The 6,370-nt window shown below is 67.9% G+C and carries 8 protein-coding genes; 7 read left to right on the top strand and 1 reads right to left on the bottom strand.

Features of this window, described 5'->3' with window-relative positions; all coding sequences use genetic code 11:
• Positions 1 to 735, top strand: a 735-nt coding sequence (locus tag Q8M88_RS14715) for a murein hydrolase activator EnvC (RefSeq protein ID WP_305597908.1), incomplete at its 5' end; no start/stop codon positions are given.
• Positions 736 to 764: 29 nt separating this feature from the next.
• Here Q8M88_RS14715 and Q8M88_RS14710 read toward each other — a convergent pair.
• Positions 765 to 1,631, bottom strand: coding sequence for an ATP-binding protein (locus Q8M88_RS14710; protein WP_305597907.1), 867 nt, complete (start codon positions 1,629 to 1,631; stop codon positions 765 to 767).
• A gap of 196 nt (positions 1,632 to 1,827) precedes the next feature.
• Here Q8M88_RS14710 and yajC point away from each other — a divergent pair, with 196 nt between their 5' ends.
• From yajC to Q8M88_RS14680, 6 genes are all read left to right on the top strand, one after another.
• Entirely contained in the window at positions 1,828 to 2,103 is a 276-nt protein-coding gene (gene yajC, locus Q8M88_RS14705) for a preprotein translocase subunit YajC (RefSeq protein WP_305597909.1), read from the top strand.
• Between the two features lie 15 nt (positions 2,104 to 2,118).
• Complete coding sequence (secD, locus tag Q8M88_RS14700; RefSeq protein WP_305597906.1) at positions 2,119 to 3,723, top strand: protein translocase subunit SecD; 1,605 nt, start codon at positions 2,119 to 2,121, stop codon at positions 3,721 to 3,723.
• Positions 3,724 to 3,734: 11 nt separating this feature from the next.
• A complete protein-coding gene (gene secF / locus Q8M88_RS14695; RefSeq protein ID WP_305597905.1) occupies positions 3,735 to 4,703 on the top strand; it encodes a protein translocase subunit SecF in 969 nt (322 codons plus the stop codon).
• An 18-nt stretch (positions 4,704 to 4,721) separates the two neighbouring features.
• Positions 4,722 to 5,081, top strand: a complete 360-nt coding sequence (locus Q8M88_RS14690; protein WP_305597904.1) for an Mth938-like domain-containing protein — start codon at positions 4,722 to 4,724, stop codon at positions 5,079 to 5,081.
• Between the two features lie 138 nt (positions 5,082 to 5,219).
• A complete protein-coding gene (locus Q8M88_RS14685; RefSeq protein ID WP_305597903.1) occupies positions 5,220 to 5,825 on the top strand; it encodes a urate hydroxylase PuuD in 606 nt (201 codons plus the stop codon).
• Between the two features lie 70 nt (positions 5,826 to 5,895).
• On the top strand, positions 5,896 to 6,370 hold a 475-nt coding region (locus Q8M88_RS14680; RefSeq protein WP_305597902.1), incomplete at its 3' end, for a squalene/phytoene synthase family protein.

The following is a 6,370-nucleotide window of genomic DNA, read 5'->3' as shown; positions in this document are numbered from 1 at the left end:
GGCTACAAGGACAAGGGCCCAATCCAGGTGAAGGTCACGGTCCCCGCGCCCGCGCCGGCCGCTCCACCCGTCGTGGTGGCCGCGCCGCCGCCCGCCGCGCCGCCCTACCAACGCCCGACCCAGCCGGTGGTCGGCCCGACGCCGCCGCCTTACTCGCGGCCGGTGCAGCCGCCGGCAACCCTTCCGCCCGCGCCACAGCCCTATTCGCGGCCGACGACCACTCCCCCGTCCGGACCCGCGCCGCGCCCCACGACCACCACGCCGGGGCGCCCGACCACGCCTGCGCCGACCATCGTACCCAGCAGCGGCGCGCTCAGCGACGTGCAGATCTCGCAGCTCGGCCGGGGACGTTTCGCCTGGCCGCTGCGCGGCGAGGTGATCTCCGACTTCGGCCCCAAGGGCACGGGCCAGCGCAATGACGGCCTCAACGTGCGCGCCAACCAGGGCGACTCCGTGCGCGCCGCTGCGGCGGGTGACGTCGTCTACGCGGGCGACCAGGTGCCCGGCTTCGGCAACCTGGTGTTGATCAAGCACGCCGACGGCTGGGTCACCGCCTACGGCCATCTGTCGCGTGTCGACGTGAAGATGCAGCAGAAGGTCAGCCAGGGGCAGCAGATCGGCCAAGCCGGTTCGTCCGGCGGCGCCGCCGAGCCGCAACTGCACTTCGAGGTCCGCTACGCCCCGTCACCCGCCGATCGCGCCCGCCCGATCAACCCGGCGCTGGTCTTGCCGTAGGGGGCTGGTCCTTCCTCAGCGTGGAAGCCCTACAGCGGCAGCGCCTTGCCCAGGTCGCCGGCCAGGTCGCGGATGAACTGGAAGGCGACGCGGCCTGAGCGCCCCCCGCGAAGCTGGGCCCACTGCAACGCCCGACGTTCCAACTCGGGCGAGGCGAGCTCGTAACGTTTGGCGTAGGTGTTCACCGCCTGCAGGTAGGTCTGCTGGTCCATCGGGGGAAAACCGATCCACAGGCCGAAGCGGTCGGAGACGCTGACCTCCTCCTCGGCGTCCTCGGCCGATGCGATGGCGCCGCGGTCGCCTTCTCCGTGGCCCCGCGGCATCAGATGGCGCCGGTTCGAGGTGGCGACGAACAGCACATTCTTCGGCGGGCCGGAGACGCCGCCTTCCAGCGCCGACTTCAACGCTTTCGCGGCGGCCGCGCCCTCCTCGAACGACAGGTCGTCACACAGGACCACGAAACTCTGTTCGGCGACCCGCAGCGCGTCGAACAGGGCGGGCAGGGCGGTCACCTGGTCGCGATCGACCTCCACCAGCTTCAGATGAGCGCGGGATTCGCCCGCCGCCATGAAAGCGGCCTTGGCCATCGAGCTCTTGCCCGCCCCCCGCACGCCCCACAGCAGCGCGTGGTTGAACGGCAGGCCGTCTGCGAAGCGTTCCAGGTTCTCCATGAAGCGCTGCTTCTGGCGATCGACTCCCACCAGGGCGTCGAGGGGAAGGGGATAGTCGGGGGCGGCGTGGAAGCTGTTGCCGTCGGGCTCGTGACGAAACAGGCGCGCGTGGGCGAACGAGGGCGCGCCTGGCGGTGGCGGGGCAAGCCGTTCCAGCGCCTCGGCGATGCGTTCCAGAACGGCCTTCAGATCGGCGTTCGGGAAGGTGTTGGGCTCTAGGGACATGCCGCGGTCCATAACCGGGCGGGCGTTCCATTGCAAAACAGGGCGCCAGCGCATAGCTTCCGCCGACCTCGAAACCGGCGCTCCCGCGCCGTGCGATCTGCACCTCGGAGACCTCATGTTCGCGACTCCCGCCTTCGCCCAGACCGCCGGCGCCTCGGGCGACGCCGCCAATTTCCTGGCGGGGCCGATCGGCTCGATGCTCCCGCTCGTGGGCTTGGTCGTGCTGTTCTATTTCCTGATGATCCGCCCCCAACAGAAGCGGATGAAGCAGCACCAGGCGATGGTCGCCAACCTGAAGCGCAACGACACCGTGGTGCTGAACAGCGGCGTGATCGGCAAGGTGGTCCGGGTCGAGGAACGTGAGGTTGGCCTGGAGATCGCCACCGGGGTCACCATCAAGGTGGTCCGCGGGATGATCTCCGAAGTGCGTACGCGGGGCGAGCCCGCCCCGGCGAACGACGCCAAGAAATAAGGGCGCCCCAGCGCCATGATGACCCTCTCACGCTGGAAGATCATCGCCGTCGCCCTGTCGGTGGTGTTCGGCCTGCTTTTCACGCTCCCGAACCTGCTGACGCCGTCGCAGCGCGCGGCCTTGCCGGGCTTCATGCCGAAGAACGTGCTGAACCTGGGCCTCGACCTGCAGGGCGGGTCCTATCTTCTGCTCGAGGTCGACACCGGAGCCCTGCGCGCCGAGCGGCTGACCAACGTGCTGGAGGATGTCCGCAAGACGCTGCGCGAGGAGGGAATCGATTTCGGCGACCTCGCACAGGTGAACGGCGAGGTGCTGGTGCGCGTCACCGACCCCGCCCAGGTACAGGCCGCCACCACGGCGATCCGCAATGCGGTCGGCGCGCCGCTTGCGGGCGTGCCCGGCGGGCGTGACGTCACCGTGCGCTCGGAGGACGGCCAGCGCGTCCGCATCGCCTTCGTGCCTCAGGCCCTGGCGGCCGAGTCCGCCCAGGCCGTCGAACAATCCATCGAGATCATCCGTCGCCGCATCGACGAACTCGGGACGCGCGAACCTACGATCATCCGCCAAGGCTCCAACCGCATCGTCGTCCAGGCGCCGGGCGAGAGCGATCCGGAGCGGCTGAAGAACGTCATCGGCCAGACCGCCAAGCTGACCTTCCAGATGGTCGACGAGACCGTCTCGTCCGAAGAAGCCGCCGCCGGCCGCATTCCCCCGGGTTCTGAACTGCTGCCCAGCCAGGACGGCTACAGCACCGGCTATCTGATCAAAAAGCGCGCGCTGGTCTCAGGCGAGATGCTGACCGATGCACGCATGCAGTTCGACCAGCAGAGCGGCCGTCCGGTGGTGTCGTTCCGCTTCAACGGTCAGGGCGCGCGGCGTTTCGGCGACGCCACCACCCAGAACATCGGCAAGCGCTTCGCCATCGTCCTCGACAAGCAGGTGATCTCCGCACCGGTCATCCAGGGCGCGATCACCGGCGGTTCCGGCCAGATCACCGGCAACTTCACCGAGGAAAGCGCCAACGACCTGGCTCTGCTGCTGCGCGCCGGCGCCTTGCCGGCGCCGTTGATGGTCGAACAGCTATGCACGGTCGGCGCCGTGCTCGGCGCCGATGCGGTCAAGGCCGGTCAAACCTCCACCCTGGTGGGCTTCATGGCCATCCTGGTGTTCATGCTGCTGGCCTACGGCCTGCTGTTCGGAGGGATCTCGGTGGTCGCCCTGCTGGTCAACGGCTTGCTGATCATCGCCACCCTGTCCTTGACCCAGGCGACGCTGACATTGCCCGGGATCGCCGGGCTGATCCTGACGCTCGCCGTCGCGGTCGACGCCAATGTGCTGATCTATGAGCGGATGCGCGACGAGATGCGGGCAGGACGAAGCGTCATCGCCTCGATGGACGCCGGGTTCTCGCGCGCTATGACCACGATCATCGACGCCAATGTGACGACGCTGCTGGCGGCGCTGATCATGTTCCAGTTCGGCTCCGGCCCGGTCAAAGGCTTCGCCTGGACGCTGTCCATCGGCGTGGTGACCTCGGTGTTCTCCGCCGTCCTGATAACGCAGGTCCTGCTGGCCTGGTGGTTCCGCGCCACCCGTCCCAAGACCCTGCCGATCTCGTAAGGAGCCTCGACGTGTCCTCCAAGTGGCCCCTCATCAAGATCGTCCCGATCAGGACGAACTTCCGGTTCGTCGCGTTCTCACGGATCGCTGCGGCGATCTCGGTCGTCTGCGTCATCGCCTCGCTGGCCCGCACCCTGCTGCCGTTCGAGGCGCCCTGCGCCGGCCTCGCCTGCGGCATCGACTTCCGCGGCGGGACGGTGCTGGAGATGGCGTCGGCGAAGCCGATCGACCTTGGCGTGGTGCGCAGCACGCTGTCCAATATGACCACTGGCGACGTTCAGGTTCAGGCCATGGGCTCGCCGGCCCAGGCCATGGTCCGCTTCGAGACGCCCGAGGGCGCCAACCCCACGGTCGACGTCGACAAGATCAAGGCGTCGCTCCGCCAGGCCCTGGGACCGATCAGCTTTGAACGCACCGACGTGGTCGGGCCGAAGGTGTCGGGGGAGTTGTTCCGCAGCGGCCTCCTGGCCCTGGGCCTCGCGATCGGCCTGATGCTGATCTACATCTGGTTCCGCTTCGAGCTGCAGTTCGGCCTGGGCGCTGTCATGGCGCTGTTCCACGACGTCATCCTGACCTTTGGGGTGATCGCGGCGTTCCGGCTGGAATTCAGCCTGCAGACCATCGCCGCGATCCTCACCATCATCGGCTATTCGATGAACGACACGGTCGTGGTGTTCGATCGACTGCGGGAGAACCTGCGCAAATACAAACGCATGCCTCTGCGTGCGGTGATCGACCTGTCGATCAACGAGACGTTGTCGCGCACCATCATCACCGGCCTCACCGCCATCCTGGCGCTGGGCGGCCTGGCGATCTTCGGCGGGCCGACGCTGTTCGGCATGTCCATCATCCTGATGTTCGGGATCATCCTGGGCACCTATTCGTCGATCTATGTGGCGGCCCCGGTGATCCTGCTGTGGGGCGTCAAGCGGGGCGAAGAGGAAGCCGAGCCGCTCAAGCCCGCCAGCGTCCGCTCCTAGGCGCCTAAGGCAGCGGCCATGGCGCGCGACGCTCCTCCCATCGACGCCTACGGCGACGGCGGCTTTCGGGTGGCGGGCGTGCGGCGCGAAGGCTCGCTGCTGATCGTCGGGGACGCCGCCTACGACTGGCCGGTGCGCCGGCGAGAGGATCTCGACGTCGGCTCTCTGGCCGCAGTGTTTGCGGCCGGACGTGCGCAGGTGGAGTTCCTGCTGCTGGGCATGGGTGCAGCCAACGCCTTGCCGACGCGCGAGGTCCGCGACGCGGTGCTGGCCGCCGGCCTCGGGCTGGAATTCATGGACACGCCGTCGGCGGCTCGTCTGTACAACGTGCTGACCTCGGAAGGCCGCCGCCTGGCCTGTGCGCTCATCGCTGTCTGAACCGAGGTGCGCTTCGGAACACCCTCCTTGGCCGTGATGCGCCTGGCGGCCCGGCCGGTATGAGTTTCCGGTCGCCTTTTCGTCGTCCATGAAACAATCTATAGGTGCCGTAGGGTAGGAATCACGAGGGGCGCTAAAATGGCCGGACTTCTTTCGAACCTCCGCAACACCTTGATCGTGAGTTTCCTACTCGCGCTGGTGTTGATCGCCGGCTACGGCATGCACAACGGTGCGGCCGACGCCATCTTCTGGCAGGGCGTGTTCCGCTGGCTGCACGTCGTGTTCGGGATCCTCTGGATCGGCCTGCTATACTATTTCAACTTCGTCCAGATCCGCAAAATGCCGGAGATTCCGGCCGAGCTGAAGCCGGCGGTGTCGAAGTACATCGCGCCTGAGGCGCTGTTCTGGTTCCGCTGGGCGGCGCTGTTCACCTGGGTGATGGGTATTATCCTGGCGATCAATCGCGGCTACCTGCTGGAGACGGTCACGCTGGGCGCCACAGAAGGCTTCACCGTGCCGCAGCACACCTTCATCGGCGTCGGCATGTGGCTGGGCACCGTGATGTTCTTCAACGTCTGGGCCTTCATCTGGCCGGCGCAGAAGATCGCGCTGGGCATCGTTGACGGTGATGCCGACGCGAAGGCGGCGGCCGGCCGCAAGGCCATGCTGTTCTCGCGGGTCAACACCCTGCTGTCGGTGCCGAGGCTGGTCACCATGACCATGAACCAGACGATCTTCGGCTGACGCCAGGATCGATATGAGCGACTAGAAAGGCCCGCCCCCGAGGCGGGCCTTTTGCTTTGGGCAGTTGCGAATGACCGCCGTCCAACCCGACATCGACACCCAGGACGAGGGTCTGGCCGGCCTGTTGCGTCGCGTCGACCCGGACCGCTGGCTGTCCAGCCGCTTCATCGGCGATCTGCGTGCGCGTGCAGGTGTGGAGGCGATCTACGCCTTCGATCACGAGCTGGCGCGGGCCCCACGGGTGGCGTCGAACCCGCTGCTGGGCGAGATGCGGCTGGCCTGGTGGCGCGAGGTTCTCGACGAAGCGTTCGAGGCGCGCGCCGTGCGCCGCCACCCCACCGCCCAGGCCCTGGCCACGGCGATCGCCGCGCACGGCTTGGCGCGCCCAAGCCTCGAGGCCCTGATCGACGCCCGCTACCGCGAACTGGACGAGGCCCCGATGAACGCCGCCGAAGCTTTGGAGTTCGCGCGCGAGACCGGCGGCGGCGTCGCCGTGCTGGCGGCCCGGATCCTGGATCCGGCCCATGACGCCGAGCCGGCGCGCG

The sequence above is a fragment of the Phenylobacterium sp. genome (genome assembly GCF_030693805.1).
Lineage (GTDB): Bacteria > Pseudomonadota > Alphaproteobacteria > Caulobacterales > Caulobacteraceae > Phenylobacterium.
This window is presented reverse-complemented; position numbering and strand designations above follow the sequence as displayed.